This is a genomic window from Marinimicrobium sp. C2-29 (assembly GCF_038419845.1).
Lineage (GTDB): Bacteria > Pseudomonadota > Gammaproteobacteria > Pseudomonadales > Cellvibrionaceae > Marinimicrobium.
Window position 1 is genome coordinate 68,625 of record NZ_JBCAQT010000017.1, and the last position, 21,666, is coordinate 90,290.

General features: G+C 61.0%; 13 protein-coding genes. 9 read left to right on the forward strand and 4 right to left on the reverse strand.

Annotation, left to right across the window (positions count from 1 at the left end):
* Positions 1-76 precede the first annotated feature (76 nt).
* On the forward strand, positions 77-1,837 hold the full coding sequence (locus AAE484_RS15650) for an autotransporter assembly complex protein TamA (protein WP_341939365.1): 1,761 nt from the start codon (positions 77-79) through the stop codon (positions 1,835-1,837).
* Entirely contained in the window at positions 1,834-5,487 is a 3,654-nt protein-coding gene (locus AAE484_RS15655) for a translocation/assembly module TamB domain-containing protein (RefSeq protein WP_341939366.1), read from the forward strand. Before AAE484_RS15650 ends, AAE484_RS15655 begins: the two co-directional genes overlap by 4 nt.
* Before the next feature lie 15 nt (positions 5,488-5,502).
* On the opposite strand, the gene AAE484_RS15660 is transcribed toward AAE484_RS15655, so the two are convergent.
* Positions 5,503-8,481 (reverse strand): EAL domain-containing protein, encoded by a 2,979-nt coding sequence (locus AAE484_RS15660; RefSeq protein WP_341939367.1) that lies wholly within the window; start codon positions 8,479-8,481, stop codon positions 5,503-5,505.
* A gap of 177 nt (positions 8,482-8,658) precedes the next feature.
* On the opposite strand from AAE484_RS15660, the gene AAE484_RS15665 reads away from it, so the two are divergent.
* Positions 8,659-9,453 (forward strand): TatD family hydrolase, encoded by a 795-nt coding sequence (locus AAE484_RS15665; protein ID WP_341939368.1) that lies wholly within the window; start codon positions 8,659-8,661, stop codon positions 9,451-9,453.
* Positions 9,454-9,549: 96 nt separating this feature from the next.
* Here the strand turns inward: AAE484_RS15665 and AAE484_RS15670 are convergent, their stop codons facing one another.
* Positions 9,550-11,145 carry a glycoside hydrolase family 28 protein gene (locus tag AAE484_RS15670; protein ID WP_341939369.1) on the reverse strand — a complete coding sequence of 532 codons (1,596 nt, stop codon included), beginning with the start codon at positions 11,143-11,145 and terminating at the stop codon, positions 9,550-9,552.
* Between the two features lie 161 nt (positions 11,146-11,306).
* Entirely contained in the window at positions 11,307-12,683 is a 1,377-nt protein-coding gene (locus AAE484_RS15675) for an MATE family efflux transporter (protein ID WP_341939370.1), read from the reverse strand.
* A gap of 199 nt (positions 12,684-12,882) precedes the next feature.
* On the opposite strand from AAE484_RS15675, the gene radA reads away from it, so the two are divergent.
* From radA to AAE484_RS15705, 6 genes are all read left to right on the forward strand, one after another.
* Positions 12,883-14,259, forward strand: coding sequence for a DNA repair protein RadA (radA, locus tag AAE484_RS15680; RefSeq protein ID WP_341939371.1), 1,377 nt, complete (start codon positions 12,883-12,885; stop codon positions 14,257-14,259).
* A gap of 161 nt (positions 14,260-14,420) precedes the next feature.
* Positions 14,421-16,034 (forward strand): BCCT family transporter, encoded by a 1,614-nt coding sequence (locus AAE484_RS15685; protein ID WP_341939372.1) that lies wholly within the window; start codon positions 14,421-14,423, stop codon positions 16,032-16,034.
* 110 nt (positions 16,035-16,144) lie between these two features.
* On the forward strand, positions 16,145-18,031 hold the full coding sequence (locus AAE484_RS15690; protein WP_341939373.1) for a DUF294 nucleotidyltransferase-like domain-containing protein: 1,887 nt from the start codon (positions 16,145-16,147) through the stop codon (positions 18,029-18,031).
* Positions 18,028-18,759 carry a 3'-5' exonuclease gene (locus AAE484_RS15695; RefSeq protein ID WP_341939374.1) on the forward strand — a complete coding sequence of 244 codons (732 nt, stop codon included), beginning with the start codon at positions 18,028-18,030 and terminating at the stop codon, positions 18,757-18,759. The genes AAE484_RS15690 and AAE484_RS15695 overlap by 4 nt, the downstream gene beginning before the upstream one ends.
* 204 nt (positions 18,760-18,963) lie before the next feature.
* Positions 18,964-20,058, forward strand: a complete 1,095-nt coding sequence (locus AAE484_RS15700) for a porin (RefSeq protein WP_341939375.1) — start codon at positions 18,964-18,966, stop codon at positions 20,056-20,058.
* A gap of 355 nt (positions 20,059-20,413) precedes the next feature.
* Positions 20,414-21,331 (forward strand): DoxX family membrane protein, encoded by a 918-nt coding sequence (locus AAE484_RS15705; RefSeq protein WP_341939376.1) that lies wholly within the window; start codon positions 20,414-20,416, stop codon positions 21,329-21,331.
* On the opposite strand, the gene AAE484_RS15710 is transcribed toward AAE484_RS15705, so the two are convergent.
* On the reverse strand, positions 21,276-21,647 hold the full coding sequence (locus AAE484_RS15710) for a PilZ domain-containing protein (protein ID WP_341939377.1): 372 nt from the start codon (positions 21,645-21,647) through the stop codon (positions 21,276-21,278). The two genes, AAE484_RS15705 and AAE484_RS15710, sit on opposite strands and share 56 nt — an antisense overlap.
* Between the last annotated feature and the right edge of the window lie 19 nt (positions 21,648-21,666).

Genomic DNA, 21,666 nt, shown 5'->3' on the forward strand with positions numbered 1-21,666 from the left:
ACGCTCTATGAGTCTCGCGGTCAAACCGTTAAAGTAATGGCTCATTGGAATAGTAAATATTGACTGGAACTTGGCTTTGTTAACCCTTTTCTCCTCCTTTCGCGCCCGGCTGTTTCTGGGTGTGATGGCTTTGTTGCTTGGCGCCTCGGCCGGGGCGGCCTCTCCCAAAATAACAATTGAGGGCGGTGGTGATCGCTTGCGCGACAATGTCCGCAGCTTTATTGGTCTGGCCGACGAGCCCTGCGAGACGCCCCTGTGGCGCCTGCGGGCGCGCATGCGTGAACTGGACCGGCAGATCACGTCGGCCGGTGAGGCGCTGGGCTTCTACCACCTGGAATTCTCCCGGGAGCTGAGCCGCGCCGAGGAGTGCTGGTCGCTCAGTATTTCCCTGACGCCGGGCGAACCGGTGCGTCTGGATCAGGTGCGGATCGACATTCGCGGTGAAGGCGCCGGGGATTCGGGGTTTGAGAGCCTGAAAAACCAGCAGGGCATGCGTCAGGGTGACCGCCTGGATCACGGGCAGTACGAGTCCTTCAAAAGCCGCTTTGGCCCGCTGGCGTCCTCGCGCGGGTATTTCGAGGGACGCTTTGAGCGCTCGCGGGTGGTGGTCGACCGGGAAAAGAACACGGCCGATGTGGAGGTGATTTACGACACAGGTCCGCGCTACCACTTCGGCGAAATCACCCTCAAGCACGATATCCTGCACGAGTCGCTGATCCGCCGCTATCTGAACTTCGAACCGGGTGAGCCCTACGACACCGACCGCCTGCTCGATCTCAAGAGTCGTTTCAACGCCAGCGACTACTTTCGCTCCGTGCGTGTGACGCCGCGGTTACAGCAGCTCAACGACCAGCGGGTGCCCGTGACCATTGAACTCGAAGGTCGCAACCGTCACAGTTATTCGGTGGGTGCGGGTTACGCCACCGACACCGGGCCGCGCCTGCTGCTGGGCTATGAGAACCGCTACCTGAACGGGCGCGGCCATTCGTTTCAGGCCGATGCCGAGATTTCCGAAGTGGGCACCAACGTTGAGGCGTCCTATCGCATCCCCATGAGCCGGCCCGCGCACGAGTATGTGCGCCTGTACACCGGTTTCAACCGGGAGCGCACCGACGACACCCGCAGTGACGTGACCACACTGGGTACCAGCTACACCCGCTCGGAGGAGGATAGTGACTGGCTGCAGACATACTCCCTCAACTACGAGCGGGAATTTTTCGTCGTGGGTGATGAGCCCGAACAGCGATCGGACTTGCTGATCCCGGCATTCAATCTCTCGCGCACCAAATCCGATAACAGCAACTACCCGCTCTCCGGCTGGAGCCTGCTCGGGCGGATTTCCGGCTCTCCGTCCAGCCTCGGGTCCGACACCAGCTTTGTGCAGTTGTACGGCCGCGGCAAGTATATCCAGGCGCTGGGCGCGGGGCGGGTGCTGCTGCGCCTGGAGGGCGGTGTGACCGAAGTGGACGAGTTCAATCGCCTGCCGGTTTCCCAGCGCTTCTTTGCCGGCGGTGACTCCAGCGTGCGTGGCTACGATTACAAGTCGCTGGGCCCGACGGTGATCAGCCCCGAGACCGGAGAGCCAGTGGTGGTCGGCGGTAACAACCTTCTGGCCACCAGTGTCGAATACGACTACCGCGTTCTGCCCAGCTGGGCGGTAGCGGCCTTCTACGATCAGGGCAACGCCTTTGATCATGCCGACTTTGACCTCAAGCGCAGTGTAGGCGTGGGGCTTCGCTGGATCTCACCCATCGGTCCGGTGCGGGTCGATGTGGCCAAAGCACTCGATGGTGACAGAGGCTGGAAATTGCACTTGAGCATGGGGCCGGATCTATGATGCGTCGAGTGCTCAAGTGGCTGCGCTGGGCGTTGTACAGCGTACTGTCAGTGATCATCCTGGTTCTGGCGATCGTCACCGCCATTGTGGCCACCGAGCCGGGCAGCCGCTTCGCCGTTCAGCAGGCGGCCAGTCGATTGCCCGTTGAGGTGGGTGAGGTTCGCGGCAATCTGATCACCGGGCTCGATGTCGATCACGTCGAGTATCAGCTCGAGGAGCAATCTTACCGGGTGGAGGATCTGTCCTTTCGCTGGCAGCCCCTGGCGCTGCTCTACAATACCGTCTCGGTGCAGTCGCTCAGCGCCAGTTCAGTGATTCTGAAGCTTCCCCCTCCGGTCGACGAGCCCGAGCCGGCTGAACCGGAACCCCCGCAATGGCCCAGTCTGGCTCTACCGGTCCGAGTCGAACTGGGCGGTGTGGATCTGCGCGATATCCGCATTCATCAGGGAGAGACGGAAACCCGGCTGCACGGTATCAGCGGAACCCTGAGCCTGGGGGCCTTCAGTTTGCGAGTCTGGGACCTGGCCGTGGTGGGCCCGGACTATGAGCTGGGCTTGAATGGCCGCGCCGGGCTGCGCTACCCCTACGGCGCCAACCTGCGGCTGCGCTGGCGCTATACCCTCCCGGACATGGGTGGGCAACCGATGACTTTCCGCGGCGACGCCGAGGTCAATGGCGACTTGACCAGCGTCACCGCCTCCCACCGGCTCAGAGCGCCCGCCACCATTGAAAGCGAGCTGCGCTTCTGGCCCAACCTGAATGATCTGGACGGAAGCCCCAAACTGGTCATGGATAGCAGCTGGCCCGAACAGCTGCTGCCGCCCGCGCTGTTTCCGGAGGCGCTGCCCACGGTCGAAACCGGCGGGCGCATCCAGCTGGAGGGCTGGCTGGATGACTACCTGGTTCAGCTATCCGGCAATGTGAGGGCCGAGGGTGTGCCGCCCCTGGACCTCGACCTCAAAGGGCAGGGCAACCTGGAGCAGCTGGATCTGGAGTCTCTCGAGGTGAACCTGCCGGAGGGGTCGCTGACCAGCCGGGGGCAGGTTCAGTGGGCACCGGCGGTGCAGTGGGACCTGTCACTGGCACTGGATGAGCTCAACCCCGCCTCTCTTCCTCTCCCGGCGCTGGCCGAGTGGCCGGGCTTCGTCAATGGGCGACTGAGCACCCGGGGAGCACTGGAGGCGGCCGGTCTGCGCGCCTCGGTCGACGGTATCGCGCTGGAGGGACGGGTGCGTGAAATGGCCATCGCGGCCGGCGGAAATCTGACCTACAGCCAGGAGCGCATCGAGTCGCGCAATCTGGTCTTCGCGCTCGGGGCCAACCAGGTGATCCTGAGCGGGTCCATGGCCGAAGAGTTCGATATCAACGCCTACGTGAGCGCGCCCATACTCGACCAGCTCGATCCCTCCCTGGCCGGTGAGCTGACCCTCGATGCGCAGCTGCAGGGCAGTGTCGCCAGGCCCCGTGGCCGCGTCCATCTGGAGGGCAGCGATCTGAAATGGCAGGACTACAGTGTGGGGCAGATTGCCCTGGATCTGGAGCGCGACGAAAGCAACGACTATCGTCTTGATCTGACCTCCGGGCCCTGGGATCTGGCGGGCCAGACCCTGGACGAGGCCCTGATCTCCGCCAGCGGCAGTCTGGAGCAGCACGAGCTGTCGGCGCAGATCAACACCGATGCCTGGGGTGATTTGGGCTGGACCCTGAGCGGCGGCTATGTGGACGCGGTCTGGAGCGGTGAGCTGAGCGACCTGATCCTGCAGCCAAACGACCCTCTGCTGTGGAAACAGCAGAACAGCGCACCGCTGACCCTGAGCGCCGATGAAATCAGCCTCGCGACCCTATGCCTCACCCCCCAGTCCCGCTGGGCCTATCAGGGCATCCAGAACCTGCGGGATGAGGACGAGAGCCAGAGTGGAGACGAGGCTGCCAAAGAAGCCGAACCGAGCCAGAACCGCCAGGATGGCGGCTGGGATCCCCGGGAAGCGCTGGCGCAGGTCGCCTGGATGAACGAGGGGCTGATCTGCCTGCAGGGGCAGTGGCAGGCCGAGGCGGGAAGCAGCGCCCAGGCGAGCATCAAGGGCCTGCCCCTGCGCCTGGCCCGGCGCTGGGTGAAACAGAATGTGGATCTGAAAGGCACACTGGAAGGCGAAGCGAGCTTTACCCAGACCGCTCAGGAGGGCCCCCGGGCGCACCTGCGTCTGGATACCCGCGACGGCGCGGTCGAATACCAGTTCGATGAAGAGGACACCGAGCGCTACGCCTGGGACAGCACCCACCTGGAGGCCAACTGGCAGCCCGACCAGATCAGCGGTGAAATGAACACCAACTGGGGCGAGTTTGGCCAGGCCAGCGCCACCTTCGGGCTGGTGCCCCAGAGCGGCGAACTGGAAGGCCGGATACAGGCCAACTTCGGCCGACTCGATCCCCTGGAGGCCCTGATCCCGCGGCTTCACGAAGTCGGTGGGAAATTGAACGCGGATCTGAATCTGGCCGGCCGTCTGCAGCAGCCGGAGTTGCGCGGCACCATCGCCTTGCGTGAGGGCACTGCAAAACTGCCCGAACTGGGGCTGCACCTGGAGCAGTTGAGCCTGACGGCGGAGGCGACGGTGGACCGTCTGGACTTGAGTGGTGAAGTCACCTCGGGCGAGGGAAGGCTGGAACTGACCGGAGAGATCACCGACTTCTGGAGCGCCAACCGGCAAGTGCGTGCCAGCCTGGGCGGCAGCGACTTCCAGGCGATCAATACCCGCGAGCTAATGGTACTGGTCAGCCCGGATATGACGCTGGATCTCAATAGCGAACGCGTGCTGCTCGAGGGCGAAGCCCGCATTCCCAAAGCCCGCGCCAAGCTCAAAGAGCTGCCCGAGTCGGCCACTCAGGTGTCGGATGATGTCGTGATCAAGGACCCCGAGGGCGGCCGCGAAGCCGATGCGATGGGGCGGTCCCTGCGCATGGATTTGACCCTGGTGCTGGGCGACGATGTGCGTTTTGAGGGTTTTGGCCTGACCAGTCGCCTGTCCGGTCAACTGCAGGTCATCCAGAATCCCGAGCGGGGCCTGCTGACGGTCGGTGAAGTCGGGGTCGCCGAGGGGCGTTACAAAGCCTATGGACAGGATCTGGATATCGAGCGCGGCCGGCTGATTTTTCAGGGGCCCTATGACAACCCCGGGCTGGATATCCGCGCGGTGCGCGAAACCGATGAGTACACCGCAGGCCTTGAGATCGAGGGCACCCTGCAGCGCCCGCGCAGTCGGGTGTTCTCCGAGCCGTCCCTGTCTGACAGTAACGCCATGGCCGTGCTGTTTACCGGCAAACCGCTCGGCGCCGGATCCTCCCAGGCCGATGCCTCCATGCTGGTGAACGCCATCGGCGGTCTGGGGCTGGAGCGCAGTGGCTTTATCACCGCTGAAATCGCCGATACCTTCAGCCTGGATGAGTTTCGTATCCAGACCGAAGACGATGTGACCGAAAGCTCCTTGCTCATCGGCAAATACATTACGCCCAAACTGTTGGTGCGCTACGTCGTCGGGTTGTTTGGTCAGGCTCCCACCATCGGCCTGCGCTATGAAATCACCGAGGAGCTCAGGCTGGAGGCCGAGTCCGGCATAAAGCAGAGCGTCGATCTGATTTATAAATTCGAGCGCTGAGCCCGGCGTCGCTCGTTACTCGGAGCGACGCAGAAAGGCCTCGGTATCGCGGGCATTGAGCGGGCGGGAAAAGTAATAGCCCTGAATATCGTGGCAGCCGAGCGTGCGCAAAAACTCCCGCTGCTCGAGTGTTTCCACCCCCTCGGCCACACTGCGCAGCCCCAGACTCTGCGCCAGTGTCACGATCGTGCTGACAATGACCCGGTCGTCACCGTGGGTGTCCAGGTCACTGACAAAGGATTTATCGATCTTCAGCTTGCTGATCTTGAACCGCTTGAGATAGCTCAGTGACGAATAGCCGGTGCCGAAGTCATCAATCGACAGGGTGACCCCGGCGGCATGCAGGCGGTTGATCATGGTCACCGCCCGTTCCGGGTCGTCCATGGTCATGCTCTCGGTCAGCTCCAGCTCCAGGTACTCGGCCGGCAGCCGGGTCTCTTCCAGAACGCTCAGAATCAGGTCGGGCAGACTCGGTTGCCGGAATTGGGCGGCGGAGAGGTTGATCGACATTTTGGGCGGGGCAATGCCCACCTCAATCCACTGGCACAATTGCGCGACCGCCTCGCGCAGCACCCATTCGCCAATGGGCACAATCAGGCCGCTGCTTTCGGCTATGGGGATGAACTCGGCGGGTGAAATCGTTCCCAGCGTCGGGTGATACCAGCGCAGCAGCGCCTCAACACCCACAGTCGCGCCGCTGTCCAGTTCCTGTTGGGGCTGATAGTGCAGCTCAAACTGATCCTCCGCTATGGCCTGGCGCATGGCGCTTTCCAATTGCATCAGGCGCACGTAATGCGTCTGCAGCTCCGGCGTGAAAAAGCTGTAGGTATTGCGTCCCTTCTGCTTGGAGCGGTACATGGCGATGTCGGCATTGGTGTACAACTCATTGAGCGAGTCGCCGTCATCGGGGTAGAGGGCAATACCCACCGAGCTGCTGACCGACAGGTCGTAGCCATCCACTTTGAATGGGCGGATCAACAGGTCGAGTATTTTCTGCGCGGCATGCGCGGCGCCGCTGGCATCGGTATCGGGCAGCAGCAGAATAAATTCATCCCCTCCCTGCCGGGCAAAGGTATCTTCCTGGCGCACCATGGCACCCACGCGCTGGGAGAAAGCCAACAGCAGCCGATCGCCCGCTTTGTGGCCCAGGGAATCGTTGATGTTTTTAAAGTTGTCCAGGTCCAGGAACAGCAGTGCCGCGTTTTTGCTGCCTCTCTGCGCCAGCTTCAGGGCGAAAGCGGCGCGCTCCTCCAGCAACGAGCGGTTGGGCAGGTTGGTGAGCGGGTCATAGTAGGCCAGGCGGTGGATTTCCTTCTGGTCTTCCTTGAGCTGGCTGATGTCACTGATGATGCCGATGTAGTGGCTCACTTCGCCCTTGTCATTCCTGATCTGGCTGATGCTCAGCCACTGGGGATAGATCTGACCATCCTTGCTCTTGTTCCAGACTTCCCCCTGCCAGAACCCCTTGAGATTCAGGGCTTTCCACATGCCTTTGTAAAAGTTCGCATCGTGCCGGCCTGAGGCAAGGATGCTGGGCTTCTCTCCCAGCACTTCTTCTTCGGAGTAGCCGGTAATGCGCGTAAACGCGGCGTTGGTCATGAGAATACGCTGATCGGGGTCGGTGACAATGAATCCTTCGCTGCCGCGCTCGAACACTTGGGCAGATAGGGCGAGCTTCTCTTCGGTTTCCACTTCCCGGCTGATGTCGATGTGGGTGCCGACCGTGACCCCCTGAAACTGCCCCTCTTCATTCCACAGCGACTGCCCGCGGGAGAGTATCCACACCCAGTGTCCGTCCTTGTGCCTCATGCGAAAGCGGTTCTCGTACATGCCCTCGGCGCCGTCGGTCAGGTACCGGGCGAAGATGTCGACGGCCTGTTCCCGGTCGTCGGGGTGGATCAGGTCGGTCCAGGTCTCTTTGAGGTTGGCCGTTCCGGACATGTGGTAGTCACTTTGCTGGCGACCGAGCATGGAGAAATACTCCGGGCTGCACTGGAGAAAATCCTGCTCGTGAAAATACTCCCAGGCGCCGGTATTTGAGGCGGCGATCAGCGTGCGGTAGCGGTCGACGTTGGTGTTGGCCGCCTCGGTTCGCTCCTGCACCTGTCGCTCCAGGTGGCGCTTATGCCAGCGCAGCTCCAGCAGGGCCTTGACCAGGTAGGCCAGTACCAACGCAAAGACAGTCGCGAAGGCGATGGCGCCAATCAGCCAGGAGCCGGAATGCCAGCCCCGGGGCTGTGACAGGGACAGCGTCCAGCGGCCGTTGGGTATGGCGATGGTCTGCTCGACCGGTTCTCTCTGCGGCCCGGTCACGTTGCGGGCGATGATCTGTCGCTCGCCGGAAACGGGGTGTGTGCGCCAGAGTTGGTACTGGTAGCCCATGGCCTCAAGCTCTGCCAGTCGCCCGGCCTGCAAGACCGACGCCAGAGGCATGGTGGCGTTGGCAAACCCCCAAAAATGCCGGCCGCCCTGCTCATCGGTCACAAAAACCGGGTAGCGTCCGACCAGAGCAGAGCCTCCCTGCACAAGGCTTAAGGGGCCGGCAACGGTCAGTTTCCCCGACTCGCGTGCCCTACGGCTCTCGGGGCCCTGGGTTTCATCCGCCAGTTGGTCGAAACCGATGGCGGACTCGTTGCCCTGCATGGGCACGATCCAGGTAATGACGCCATCGGGAGAGAGTGACAGGGAGGAAACTTCCGGGTAGAGCGACAAGAGGTCCCGGGCGACGAGATCAAAGTGCTGGCCCACATCGGGGCTGATACGGGCATAGGCGCCGAGGGCCATGACCGATGAGAAAGAGTAACGAAGGTGGGTCTGAAGAATGCTGGCGTGGTTGGCCGCATGAGCGGCCGCCTGCAGCCGCTGCTCCTGCGCCCGCGACTCCCGCTCCTCGACGATCCATGCACTGGCCAGCAGGGCGATCAACGCAAAGCTGGCGAAGGCGGCGAGCCAGAAGGTCATTCTGGGTCGCTGATCGGAGTGGGGGCTAGTCATAAACAGGCGCATTTACCTTTTGGTCCGCCAGGCCGTGGGGGCTCAAAACGTCTGGCTCATTAAACACGGAGTATAGCCGGTTCCCCGGATGATTTACCAACAACCGGGCGCGGACAACCGGCGGTGCCCGGCTCTGGTACCATTGTCCCTCTTTGCCGGCCACGCAGGAGCCATTCGATGACAGAAACTTTGATTGATATTGGTGCAAACCTGACCAGCCCGCGGTTTCACAAGGATCTCGATGCGGCACTGACGCGAGCGAAAGATGCGGGAGTCGACACCATCCTGGTCACGGGCACGTCGCTGTCGGGCAGTCGGGAGGGCCTGGCGTTGGCTCGGGACTATCCCGGTTTTTTATATGCCACCGCGGGGGTGCATCCGCACGACGCCAAAACCTGGGACGACTCGGCGGTGGAGGCTCTGGCCGGGCTGGCCCGGTCGCCCGAAGTGGTGGCACTGGGTGAGTGCGGGCTGGACTTTAACCGGGACTTTTCCCCGCGCGATGCGCAGCTCCACTGCTTTGAGGCCCAGCTGTCGCTGGCCGCCGAACTGGGCAAGCCGGTGTTCTTGCACCAGCGCGATGCCCACGAGGCCTTTATGCCCATTCTGCGACGCTATCGTGATCGCTTGCCCGGCGCCGTTGTCCACTGTTTTACCGGCAGTGGGGAGGAGCTGGACGATTATCTGGCGCTGGATTGTCACATCGGTATCACCGGCTGGCTGTGCGATGAGCGTCGCGGTGGCGAGCTGCGCGAACTGGTGAGCCGGATTCCCGCCGAGCGGCTGATGATCGAAACCGATGCGCCCTATCTGACCCCGCGCAATCTCGACCAGAAGCCCAAAGGCAATCGCAATGAGCCGGCGCTGCTGCCCTGGGTGTTGCAAGCGCTGGCGGAGTGTCGGGGGGAAGAGCAGGAGATGTTGGCTCGGGCGGTGACAGATACCACGCGCCGATTTTTCAATCTGTCGTAAGGGCGCCGCTTAATGGTGCTCACAAAAAAACGCCGCTGACGTTTGCACGTTCAGCGGCGTTTTTTTGATCAGAGGAATTCTCTAATCCACGTTGGTTTACCAGGCCTGAGGCGGTGTCTCGGGGTTGATCACCTCAGTCGACACGCCAGTGCCGAATTGCACGTCCTCCTCGCTCAGGCCGTCGTTCAGATAAATGGCGCCGGTGTAGCCACCCTCCAGACGCAGCGGGCCGCCGCTGACATTGTCCGTCAGGTTGACGCCGTTGAAGTGCACCTCATAGGAGTCGTTGACCGTCATCGCCAGCGAATCCGACTCGATGGTAACGTTGTTCATCACCATATTTTTCACCCGGGTGATGCGCGCGCCCATCTCGGCGTTTTTCACGCTGATGTTGGTCAGGGTAATGTCCTCCAGCCACTTCTCGGGCAGGCCGATCAGTGAGATGGCCGTGGGCACCCCGTCGATGGTGACATCGCTGATGTTGATGTTGCGCACGGTGGGCGCCACGCCGGTGGCTTCGGGGCCGGTGTAGAAACTGTTGAAGTTGATGGCCTCGTAGGTGATGTTCTTCATGGTGACATCTTCCACAAAGATGTTCTCGATCACGTTGCCGCGACCGCGTTCGGTTTTGAAGCGGATGCCCCGATCGGCGCCGTCGAACAGGGCGTCGTGTACGTACACATTGCGCAGCCCGCCTGAAGTCTCGCTGCCGAACACCACGCCGCCGCTACCGGTGCGCACGTTTTTGGCTTCAAAATGGCGCACGACCACATTTTCGGTGGGGATGTCGATCTCCAGTGCCTCTTCGTTCAGACCGGATTTGAGCACCACGGCATCGTCGCCGGTCTGGAAGTGGTTGTATTCAATCAACACGTTTTTGGACGAGTCCACCACCAGACCATCACCGTTGGGAGCCCGTAGGCTGTCCACACTGATGTCGCGCACGATGATGTTCTCGCTGTAAATCAGGTGAACATTCCACATGGGCGAATCCAGCAGGCTGATGCCCTCCACCAGAATGTCTTCAGACTTCCAGAACACGATAAAGCTCGGGCGCATGCCTTCCATTCCGGCACCCTTACCGAAATCGCGACGCGAGAGCGGCACCTGGGTGGCAATCGCACGCGGGGGTGGGCCGTGTTCTTCAAACCATTCCCACCAGTGATCGCCCTGGGCATCAAAGCGGCCCTTGCCGGTGATGGCCACGTTCTTCACGTGCGCGGCGTAAATCATGGGGGAGTAGTTGTAGGCCTCCACCCCTTCGTGCCGCTGCGGGACCACGGGCAGGTAGTCGTTCTTGTTTTCGCTGAACAGCACCTCGGCGCCGTCGGCCAGGTGCAGGTTGACGTGACTCTTCAGGTGGATCGGCCCGCTGAGCCATTGGCCCGCGGGGATGAGCACGCGGCCGCCGCCGGCTTTGTTGGCCTCATCGATGGCTTTGTGTACCGCATCGGTGATGAGGTTGCGCGAATCGTTGCTCATTTCCTGAGCGCCGAAATCCCGGATGTTGAAGGTCCGGTCGGGAAAGCTCTGGCGCTCCAGCTGGGGCATGTCGAACGGCGGGTCCAGGGGCGCGATGTCACTGGGCACATCGCTCATCTGGGCCGAGGCGGGCAGCCCCAGGGCCAACAGACCCGCGGCGAGCAGCGCTCGGGCGCGGCTCAGGGGCCTGTGGGTAGTTGATACGAACATAATATGACTCCCGGTCAAAAGTGCTTATTGGCGTTTATAAGTTTATTGACATTTATAAGTATAGGTATGTGCATTGATTGCGGCCCGAAACGGGCCGATCAACGGGTCAATATTAGCACTTTTCGTTCGCTCCGGTCACAGCGGTGGGCGCGAGGGGGATCTCAAAATCGCCAGAGCCGCTTGATCAGCAGGATTCCGGCGCAGATCAGCCCGACAATCAGTGCCAGCCAGAAGCCATCGGCTCCGAGCGAGGGCACCAGCCAGTCGGTAAAAGTCAGGGCATAACCCAGGGGCAGGCACAGGCCCCAGAAGGACAGCAGCATGATGAACAGCGGAATGCGGGTGTCCCGGTAACCGCGCAGGGCGCTGATGGCGGTCACCTGCAGGACGTCGGCAATCTGGAAAATGGCGCCGAAGAGCAACAGCCGGGTGGCGACGGCTCTGACTTCCTCATCGCTGGTATAGAGCGCGACCAGCAACTCGCGTCCGAACAGCAGCATGGGCATATAGATCAGGGCAATGCCCAGGGCCAGCAGCAGGGTACTGCGGGCCAGCAGGCGGGCCACCGCCGGAGTGCCGGCCCCCATCAGAAAACTCACCCTCAAGGTCAGTGCCATGCCCAGACTCAGCGGCAGCATGAACACCACCGAGATGATGTTGAGCACGATCTGGTGTCCGGCCACCACCGTGGCCCCCAGCGGCGCCAGAAACAGGGCGATCACCGCAAACATGCTCACTTCCACAAACATACTGGCCCCGATGGGCAGTCCCAGGCGCAGCAGCTGGGTGATACGGCTCCAGGAGGGGCGGGCCCAGTCGGCCAGCAGATGGTAGGCGCGGTAGTGGCGGCTGCGGTTGAGGTAGGCGAGCATGATCAGCGCGGCCAGGCCATTGGACAGAGCCGTGGCCCAGCCACAGCCCACGCCGCCAAAAGCGGGCAGGCCCAGCTTGCCGTAGATGAAGATGTAGTTCAGGGGAAGGTTGAACAGCGCCGCCAGCAGCGATACCGCCATGATCACCCGGGTGTGGCCCAGCCCGTCGGTCAGGCCCCTCAGGGCGGTGATCAACAAGAGGGCGGGCACACCCCAGACAAAGGCACCGAGGTAGCCCCGGGTGATGTTCGCCGTGGCCGCCTCCAGCCCCAGTAGCGGCAGCAGGGGGCCGGCGCTGAGCAGCAGGGCGATCATCAGCACCGCGGAGCCGGCGGCGATGTACAGGCCCTGCCAGGTGATGGGCATGATCCGCTCGCGTTCGCCCGAGCCCAGGTAGCCGGAGATGGTTGGCTGAAGGGCGCTCAGCACGCCGAAAAAGAACAATAAAACCGGCATCCAGAGGCTACTGCCGATGCCCACGGCCGCCAGGTCTTCGGCGCTGTAGTGGCCGGCCATGATGGTATCGATGACGCCATTGGCCATCTGCGCCAGCTGCGCCACCAGAATGGGGCCGCCAAGCAGGCCCAGGGTCTTCCACTCGGCCAGAATCTGGGCAAAACGACCGCCGGAGGGGCGGGTCGGTAGTGGCTGTTGGCTCTCGTCCATCGGGACATCATTCCTGGGGCAGTCTCGGGCGGGACACTATAACCGACTTGCGCCCGGCTTTGGGAAAAGCCCTTGACCTCGAAAGCCAAGGCCCCACAATAACGCCCCATATACCCCAACTTTCTACACGGCCGATCGTAGGGCGGATAAGCCTAAGGCGCATCCGCCAAAAAAATTCATCATAAATCCGGAGCCCAACTTGGCCACCAAATCCAAAAGCAAAACCGCCTACGTCTGTAACGAATGCGGCGCTGACTTCACCAAATGGCAGGGCCAGTGCAGCGAATGCGGCACCTGGAACAGCCTCTCGGAAGTGCGCCTGGGCCCCACGCCCAGCAACCGCTCCGCCCGTTTTGAGGGCTATGCCGGTGGCCGCAGCGCCGAGGTCCAGACCCTGGCGGAAATCAGCCTGGAGGATGTCCCCCGCCTGAGTTCGGGCGCGGGTGAATTTGACCGGGTGCTGGGCGGGGGCTTTGTCGCCGGCTCGGTGGTGCTGATTGGCGGTCACCCCGGCGCGGGCAAAAGTACCCTCCTGTTGCAGACCCTGTGCCACCTGGCCGGCCAGATGTCGGCGCTCTATGTCACTGGTGAGGAATCCATGCAGCAGGTGGCCATGCGCGCCCAGCGTCTGGGCGTGGCCACCGACAAGCTGCAGATGCTGAGCGAAACCAATGTGGAGAGCATCTGCGCCACCGCGCAGAAAATCGCGCCCAAGGTCATGGTGGTGGACTCCATTCAGGTGGTGCACATGGCCGATATCCAGTCCGCCCCGGGCTCGGTATCCCAGGTGCGCGAGAGCGCCGCCTACCTCACCCGCTTTGCCAAGCAGACCGGGACGGTGGTGATTCTGGTGGGGCACGTCACCAAAGACGGCTCCCTGGCCGGGCCCAAGGTGCTGGAGCACATGATTGACTGCTCGATCCTGCTGGAGGGCGACAACGACTCGCGCTTTCGCACCCTGCGCGGCACCAAAAACCGTTTTGGTGCCGTAAACGAGCTGGGGGTGTTCGCCATGACCGAACAGGGCATGAAGGCGGTGAATAACCCTTCGGCCATTTTTCTGCAGCGGGCCGACGAAATCTCCTCCGGTTCGGTGGTCATGGTCATGTGGGAGGGCACCCGCCCGCTGTTGGTGGAGATCCAGGCGCTGGTGGACGATAGCCACACTGGCAATCCGCGCCGGGTGGCGGTGGGGCTGGATCAGAACCGCCTGGCCATGTTGCTGGCGGTACTGCATCGCCACGGCGGCATCATGATGGCGGACCAGGATGTGTTCGTGAATGTGGTGGGCGGCGTGCGCGTGATGGAAACCAGCGCCGACCTGGCGCTGCTGCTCGCCATCGTCTCCAGTTTTCGCGACCGGCCCCTGCCCGAGGATCTGATGGTGTTCGGAGAGGTGGGGCTCTCGGGCGAAATCCGGCCGGTGCCGAGCGGCCAGGAGCGTCTGCGCGAGGCGGCCAAGCACGGTTTCAGAAAGGCGATTGTCCCCAAAGGGAATGCGCCGCGAGAGAAAAAAGAAGGGCTGGAAGTGATCGCTGTGCGCAACCTTTCCGAAGCACTGGATGCGATTGAATAGAGAGAATGTATCAGGTGTGAGGAGTTGGGTGCCTTCTCAACCCCCTCTGCTATCCTGTAGAGTGTTTGGGCTTAAACGTCTTGATCTGTCGTCCCGTGTCGTCGCCGCGAAGGAAAATCCAGCTGAGGCAGGGTTTTTAACGCAAAAAGAGGAATAAGCGTATGAAGTCGGAAGAGTTGGCCAAAATTGAGGCCGAATACCAGACCGATTACCAGGTCGGTCAGGATAACTTTCAAAAATGGGGCCTGGATCTACACAACCGGGTGTTTTTCGTCAGTGCTCTGCTGGTGCTGGTGTTCGTCATTGGCACCCTCATCTTTCCCGGTCCCGCCAATACCGCGCTGACCGGTGCCCGCGACTGGGCCATCGGCAATTTCGACTGGGTGTTTATTGGCAGTGCCAACATATTCGTCCTTTTCTGTGTGGCATTGATCTTCATGCCGGTGAGCAAAATCCGCCTGGGTGGGCAAGACGCCAAGCCGGAGTTTTCCCGCTTCTCATGGTTCGCCATGTTGTTTGCGGCCGGTATGGGCATCGGCCTGATGTTCTGGAGTGTGGCCGAGCCCACCGCCTACTTTCACGGCGCCTGGTACGGGGCGCCTTTTGGTGGCGAGACCGGTACGGAAGAGGCGGCCCGCAATGCCATGGGCGCCACCATGTTTCACTGGGGTATTCACCCCTGGGCCATCTACGGCATTGTGGCCTTGTCGCTCGGGTTTTTCACCTACAACAAGGGCATGCCCCTGACTATTCGCTCGGCTTTTTACCCTCTGCTGGGTGATCGGGTCTGGGGCCCGATCGGTCATGTCATCGATACCGTCGCGGTGGTAGCCACCATCTTTGGTCTGGCCACGTCTCTGGGCTTTGGTGCGCAGCAGGCCGCCGCCGGTCTGGATTTTCTGTTTGATATCGGCAAAGGCATCAACGTCCAGGTGGCCATCATCACCGGCGTGACCGCCGTCGCTGTGTTCTCGGTTATTCGCGGGATTGAAGGCGGCGTCAAACTGTTATCCAACATCAACATGATTATCGCCCTGATACTGGTGGCGTTTGTCTTCTTTGCCGGTGGTATTCTCAATTCGCTCGGTTGGATTGCCACTACAACCGGCGCCTACCTGCGCGACGTGGTGCCGCTGAGTAACTGGATCGGCCGGGACGATGAGGCCTGGTTCCACGGTTGGACAGTCTTTTACTGGGCCTGGTGGATTTCCTGGTCGCCCTTCGTCGGCATGTTCATTGCCCGGGTTTCCAAGGGTCGTACCGTGCGCGAGTTCATGATCGCCGTGCTGCTGGTGCCCACGGTGATCACGATCATCTGGATGGGTGTTTTCGGTGGCAATGGTTTGACTCAGGCGCTCAATGGCGTGGGTGAGCTGGCCGAGGGGCTCAGCAGTGCCGACCTGGCCCTGTTCCAGATGCTGCAGAATCTGCCGTTGACCGAAATCACTTCCTTGCTGGCGATTTTGCTGGTGCTGGTGTTCTTTGTGACCTCTTCGGATTCCGGTTCACTGGTCATCGACAGCATCACCGCCGGCGGTAAGATCGATGCGCCCGTGACCCAGCGTATTTTCTGGGCGGTCATGGAAGGTGTGATCGCGGCTGTTCTGCTGTTTGTGGGCGGCGACGATGCCTTGTCGGCGCTGCAAAGTGGTGCCGTGACCACCGGTCTGCCGTTTGCGATCATCCTGTTGCTGATGTGCATCAGTCTTTACAAAGGCCTGCACCACGAACAACGACTGATTCTAGCGAGAGCCAACCTTGAACCAAGCCGATAGCGGCCAAGGTTGTTTGATGTGATTCAAAGCCCGGCACCGCCGGGCTTTTTTGCATCAGCCCCTCTCCGGTCTATACTGAGTGTGTTCAAATTCCTGGCAGGGGGCGCATAGTGGAAGTCGAAGTACTCGAAATACGCGATCATATGGGGCAGCACCCCCCCTTCGACATGCTCTCCGATGACGAGTTGGATGAACTGGCGGGCCAGGTGGAAGTGACCTATTTTCGCGCCGGCACCCAGATACTGGAGCTGCACCAGGACATTGCCGACCTCTACTACATTCGCAGCGGCGCGGTGGAAGTTTTTCGTCCGCGTGGCGAGCTCTATAACCGCCTGAGCGAAGGCGATATCTTTGGCCATTTTGGCCTGTTGCGCAATCGCAAGGTGCGCTTCCCCGCGCGGGCGTTGGAAGATTCGCTCATTTACCTGGTGCCCTACGACAGCTTCGAGCGGATGTGCGCCCAGAATGAGCAATTCGCCGAGTTTGTCGAGGCCGAGGGGCCACGCCTCAAGGCCACCGTCGAGCAACTGCGTCGGGACAACACCCTGGTGATGACCCGGGTGCGCAAACTACTCACGCACGCCCCCGAATTCATTGGCATGAGTGAGACGGTGCAGACCGCTGCGCGCCAGATGCGCGACAACAATGTGTCGGCGCTGTTGGTGCTGGCTTCTCAAGGCCTGGGCGACCAGTTGCGCCGCTTGCAGGGGTTGTTGACCGAACACGACCTGGTCGCTCGCGGACTGAGTGAAGGTTGCACTCCCGAGACTCAAGTCAGTGAGCTGATGACGCCGAATCCGGTGACCATTCAATCGGATGAGTCGGTGTACGAGGCCATGCTCACCATGCTGCGCCACAATGTTCACCATCTGCCGGTGCTGCGTCGGCGCGAGGTGGTGGGCATGCTGCACCTGTCGGATATCATCCGTTATGAAACCAACAGCAGCCTCTATCTGGTGAACAGTATTTATCATCAGACCCGGTTGTCCGGTTTGAGCCAGCTGGCCGACGACGCCCGCCGGACGTTTGTCAGTATGGTGAAAGAGGGAGCGGATTCAGACATGGTGGGGAGCGCCCTGTCCACCATCGGCCGCAGTTTTACCCGCCGGCTGCTGGAGTTGGCCGAGGAGGAGCTGGGGCCGCCCCCGGTCCCCTACTGCTTTATGGCGCTGGGGTCGATGGCACGCAACGAGCAGACCATTGTGACCGACCAGGACAACGCCATGGTGTTGAGCGATGACTATGACCCCAAACAACATCGTGAGTATTTTCTTACCCTGGCCAAGCGCGTCAGCGATGGCCTGAACGCCTGTGGCTATCCCTACTGCACGGGCGATGTGATGGCGACCAATGACAAGTGGCGTCAGCCATTGAGCGTCTGGCGAGAGGTGTTTACCGACTGGATCATGAATCCCAACGCGGAGAAACTGCTGCACTCGTCCATCTTTTTCGATCTGGACAGTGTCTACGGCGAAGAGGAGTTTGTGGAAAGCCTCAAGGATCTGGTGGTCGAGATGGCACCCAATCATCCGAAGTTTCTGGCGGCCCTGGCACGCAATGCCATCAACCGCACACCGCCGCTGGGGTTGTTCCGCAACTTCGTCATGGAACCCGATGGTCGTCACCGGGACACCATCAACCTCAAGCGGCGTGGCACGGCGCCGCTAACTGACCTGATTCGCGTGCACGCCCTGGCGGCGGGCTCGCGCGCGCAGAACTCCTTCGAGCGTCTCAACGACATCGGCGAAACCCGCCTGCTGCCCGAAGGTGTCAGTGAACGGCTCAAGGATGCGCTCGAGTTCATCGCCATGATGCGTATCCGCCATCAGGTTCACAACCTGGATCAGGGCGAGGAGCCCAACAACAGTATTCGTCCGGACATCGTCTCGGCCGATGAGCGGCACAGTTTGAAGGCGGCGTTTCAGGCCCTGAGCAACGCACAGCGGTTCCTGCAATTCCGCTACCGGGCCACACCCACCCAGGGCGGCCTGAAATGATCTGGCGCAAAAGTCATAAAACCGCTCAGAGCGATCCCTTTGATTGGGCGGCCTATCTTGAAGAGCGGGCCAGCGAGTCCACAGATCCGCGGTTGAAACGGTTTTACCAGGCCAAATGGCCAGAGCCGGATACTCCCATCAGTGACGTGCCCATGGTGGCTCTGGATCTGGAGACCACGGGCCTAGATTCGCAGCGCGATGTGATTGTGAGTATCGGCCTGGTGCCCTTTACCCTGAGTCGAATTCACAGCCCGAAGGCGCGCTACTGGGTGGTGCGGCCGGACAAACCCCTGACCACCGAATCCATTACCTTTCACCGCATTACTCACAGTGTTGTGGCCAACGCGCCAGCGCTGAATGCAATGTTTGAAGAGCTGATGCAGTGCCTGGCCGGGCGGCTGGTGGTTGTGCATTTCAAACAGATTGAACGACACTTTCTGAACGCCGCTGCCAAACAGGTTTTTGGTGACCGATTGCTGTTTCCGGTGATCGATACCATGGCCATTGAACGTAGTCGTTTAAAGCTGGAGCGCTACCGCCGGTGGCGCCAATGGCTGGGCCAGCGCCGCCCGTCGCTTCGGCTCAACGACTGCCGACTGCGCTATCACCTGCCGCAGTACGAGGCCCACCACGCGCTGGTGGATGCCCAGGCGACCGCCGAGTTGCTGCAGGCGCAATTGAGCTATGAGTACAGCCCCGACACCCCGGTCAGTGCGCTTTGGGAATGATCGGGGATCAGTCACAGAGCGGCTCAGGCACTTGAAGTTGGGCGTGATTTGCGACAAGGTATGGGCTCTCTTTAAGGAGTGAACGTCTACTTTGTTCCCGCCGCGCGGTTGCCATGGGTGTTCTGCGAACAACCATTCGTCATTACTTGGGGTTAAATGGGCAACTGGCGCTTGATTGAAAACTTTGTCTATCAGGAGATTCCAGTGGCACTTTACAAGCATGGTGTGACTTCAAAAATTGCAGCGGCCTCTATCCTAACGCTTCTGGCTTCCGGCGCTACGGCCGCTGACAGCAACCTGGGCGTTGGTGTCTGGGGCACGTATGAATACCTGTTCGATAATGACGCCAGTGAAGAAACCTTCGGCCAGATCAAAGACGAAGCGATCATATTCTACGCCGACGGCTCGGCCTCGGAAGGTGAGGGCAACTGGCTCTACTCCGCCGAGTTGCGCATGGGCCCGGGCAGTTTTACCGATCCGGCCAACAACTCCACCGGCGATCAGTTCACGGTGCACAAAGCCTGGGTCGGTTGGGAGCTGGACGACAACCACGTGGTCAAGTTCGGCAAGAGTCAGGTGCCCTTTGGTTGGAAAACCTATAACTTCTGGCCCGGCGATATTCTGCTGGCCGGTTTTGGCGATCAGATGGACGTGGGGGTGAAACTCACGGGTCAGCAGGATCGTTGGAACTACGACGCCGCTTTTTATCTGGCTGACGACTGGGGCGGCACCAGCACCGACACGGTCGATGATAATGGCCACTGGGGCAGCTCGACCACTTTCCGCAAGGTACAGACCTGGGTGGGTAATGTTTCCTATGACGTCGCGGAGAACCACGCCTTGGGTGTGTCGCTGCAGACCGGTAAACTGCAGGATCTGACCGGATTGGGCGACAATCAGGTGGACGGCGATCACAGCGCCGCCGTATTGCATTATCAGGGCCGCATGGATGATTTCTACGCGAAAGCGTCGTACATCACCATGGACCGCGACCTGCCTTCACTGTACCGGGACGATGCCGGTCTGCCCGGCACCATCGAAAACCAGCGCTTTGCGCTCGAGCTCGGCTATGATCAGGGGCCCTGGTCCTACTATGTGGACCTGTCCTCGGCCGAGCCCGATACCGCCGGCTCCACCGCCGGTCGGGTCAATGCCATTGCGCCGGGTGTGCGCTACAACTATGGCCCCGGCTGGTTCTATGTGGAATACCTGACCCAGGATGGCTTTGTCGATGCCAACGGCCAGGTGGGTGAGGGCGATTTCGACGCACTCTATGTCACACTGGATTTCTACCTGTAACAGGGCGTGACACTCGCTTGAGTCAAGTGGGTTGACGCAACGAAGGGTCGGATTGTCCTACAATCCGACCTTTTTTTATGCGGCCTGTGTTAACTGCTGCACACTGTGATACATCGCTGGCATGGATTCCCACCCCTGACTCGCCATCCCGACGCAACTCGCTATGATTCGACCCATTCACTCGGCAAGGTGTGGGTATTCGGTCATGACAATAATCAAAAAACCGTTTCATCGGTTGGCATCAGCACGTTTCGTTTCGGCCACTCTGGGCCCTTTTTCATCACCGGCTCGATGGCCGGGAGCGGCTCTGTGTGGGTTTGCCTTATTGCTGTTCAGTAGGGCTGTGCAGGCGCATGTGAAATGGTTCGCGCCCAAAGAGCAGGCCCGGGATCTGTCGGCGCTTGATGTCGAAACACTGGCATTGGCGGGAACGCTTTTGGTGGTCGGGGTGCTGTTGGCCAAGCTCGTTGATCGGGTGGTGTGTCAGTTCTCGCTCACGCCGCAGCGGCTGTTCAGTCACTCAACCCGCCCATTGCGGTTGGTGTACTACCTGATTGCGGTGTATTTTCTCGGCGCCGCCATGTCCAGTGTGTTTCTGACGCCGCACATCAGGGTGTCGGAGCCGCTCCTTTACGGGGGCGTGGCAGCGCAGCTGCTGATCTACACATTTTTGCTGCTCGATCGTTGTCGGGTGATTTGTGCGGCGCTGATTGTGTTGCTGTTCGGCGTCGCCAGTGCCTCAGACCCGTCGTTCATTCTGGAATACCCGCTGCTGCTCGGTCTGGCCTGGATCATACTCTATGCCAAAGACAAGCCCACAGTGCCAACCCTGCGGCTGATACGCCTCTTGATGGGGGTATCGCTGGTGACGCTCGCCTTTACCGAGAAGCTCAACAATCCGGCGATGGCTTTGGCCCTGCTGGAGCGGCACGACTTCAATTTCATGGCGTCTCTGGGGTTCAATTACAGCGATCCACTGTTTGTCTATTCGGCGGGTGTGGTGGAATTGCTGCTCGGGTTGGTGTTGCTCACCGGCTGGGTGACGCGTCTCGCGGTAGCGACGCTGTTTTCCTTCATGCTCGCCACCAATGCGTATTTTCTGGCGGTGGGCGAGTATCAGATGGCGTTGGTGGAGTTTATCGGGCATCTGCCCATTTTTGCCTGCGGTATTTTACTGCTTTTCTATCACCCGACCGTCGCTCTGGGCCGTGCCGGGGTCAATCCTCGGGGCGGGAGAGCAACAATGTCAGCAGCGCCTGGTCGACTGCGCTGAGCGGATAATACTCCACGGCCAGCCGTTCCCGGGTGGCGTATACCAGCGTGCCCCGCAGATGCAGAGTCTCGGATCCTGGTGTGCAGGTGGCGGGTATGGCGTCGCGCAGTGGCACGTCATCGAGTTCAACGGTCAGGCGCACTTCATCGCCTTCGCTCAAGTTGTGGTGGCTCGCCTCAATGGCCAGGCATGCGCCGTTGTGCGACATATCCAGCAAGCGCACGTCCCAACCGCGTCGCTTGTCGGCGAGCCGGGCCCGGGCCCGCACAAAATGGCGGGGGTGTTCTCTACGATCGGGGGCGGCTGTTGAAGGCATTGGGAGTCATCCTCTGCTC